Origin of the sequence: Citrobacter sp. S46_ASV_140 (assembly GCF_018919545.1) — a bacterium.
In the GTDB taxonomy this organism is placed as follows: Bacteria; Pseudomonadota; Gammaproteobacteria; order Enterobacterales; family Enterobacteriaceae; genus Citrobacter; species Citrobacter braakii.
The window spans coordinates 1-1,444 of record NZ_JAHLRC010000258.1 but is presented as its reverse complement, the minus strand read 5'-3'; the positions used below and the strand labels follow the sequence as shown (position 1 = coordinate 1,444).

The following is a 1,444-nucleotide window of genomic DNA, read 5'->3' as shown; positions in this document are numbered from 1 at the left end:
GGTATGGGACAGGCACAGATGATCCACCAGATCCGCTGGCGTAAGGGGCGTGCCATGACGGGCAAGATAATCCTTTGATGCACAGATCGCCATACGGTAAGGGCACAGGTATTTCGCCACCACATCAGTCTGATGGATATCGCCAATACGGATCGCCAGGTCGACGCCTTCATTCACCAGATCAACCATCCGGTTGGTCAGATCCAGTTCAATGCGCACCTCTGGCCAGGCCTGTAAAAACGCAGCGGCCAGCGGCGAGATAACGCAAGCGCCAAAAGAAGTAGGCGCGCTAATGCGCAGCGTCCCCGCAGGGGCCAGCCGCAGACGCTCTACCGAACGCTCAGCTATCGACACCTGCTCCAGCACGCGGCGGGCTTCTTCAAAATAGACACGCCCGGCATCGGTCAGGCTCTGGCGGCGAGTATTGCGCTCCAGCAGACGCGTGCCAAGCTGTGCTTCCAGTTGGGTGATATATTTTCCCACCATCACCGCAGACATCTCGAGTCTTGTTGCCGCGGAGGTAAAGCTTCCGCTCTCCACCACGGCGATAAACGTTTCCATGCCGCGCAGCTTATCCATATTACAAACCTCTGGTTAGTAATCATCTAACTTATAGCCAGTTTATCCGATTTCATTTTCATTAAAGAATAGCGGCTCACACTATTCTGGAGGTGGTTATGAAAATCGTCATTATTGGTGCCAGCGGTACAGTGGGGCGCGCAGTCACAGAAACGTTAAGCCGTAAACATGAGGTGATCCGCGTAGGTCGCACGCAGGGAGATTACCAGGTCGATATCACCTCGCAGGAGAGTGTCGAGGCATTGTTTGAAAAAGTCGGTCGGGTAGATGCGATCGTTTCCGCCACCGGCAACCTGTTCTTTGGCCCGCTGTCGACAATGACCGACGAGGACTTTAATCAGGGATTACAGGATAAGCTGTTAGGCCAAATACGTCTGGCATTAACCGGGCAACATTTCCTCAATGATGGCGGCTCGATTACGCTAATTAGCGGCATTATCGCCCATGAACCCATCGCACAAGGGGCGAATGCGGCAACGATCAATGCCGGACTGGAAGGATTTGTGCGCGCTGCTGCCTGTGAGCTAGGTCGTGGTCAGCGCATAAACCTGATAAGCCCAACCGTACTCAGTGAATCCGCCGAAGCATACGATGGTTTCTTCCCAGGCTTTGAAAGCGTCCCCGCCGCTACCGTTGCCAATGCCTATCGCCGCAGCGTGGAAGGCATCCAAACCGGGCGCATTTATAAAGTCGGTTACTGACTTTGCTGCTGCCGTTGAGTTACCCTCAGCGGCAGCATAATTAACTCTTTGTTTTAAAATAACATTACCTGTCCTCCCTTCTCCTCCCCGCACTTAACCTCACTTTTTATAATGTTAAATAATTGTTGTTTTTGATCACAAATAATAAACAAACAAGCTCATTC

General features: G+C 52.3%; 2 protein-coding genes. One reads left to right on the top strand and one right to left on the bottom strand.

Annotation, left to right across the window (positions count from 1 at the left end; genetic code table 11):
- The coding region (locus KQJ19_RS23570) for a LysR family transcriptional regulator (RefSeq protein ID WP_216404273.1) at positions 1–579 on the bottom strand (579 nt) is incomplete at its 3' end.
- 98 nt (positions 580–677) lie between these two features.
- Here KQJ19_RS23570 and KQJ19_RS23565 point away from each other — a divergent pair.
- The gene (locus KQJ19_RS23565) at positions 678–1,280 is read left to right on the top strand and encodes a short chain dehydrogenase (protein ID WP_047414795.1); all 603 of its coding nucleotides are present in this window, start codon (positions 678–680) and stop codon (positions 1,278–1,280) included.
- Positions 1,281–1,444: the final 164 nt, after the last annotated feature.

Bases quoted from the DNA above. Each gene is read 5' to 3' on its own strand.
- KQJ19_RS23565 (WP_047414795.1), top strand. From the start codon at position 678: ATGAAAATCGTCATTATTGGTGCCAGCGGTACAGTGGGGCGCGCAGTC.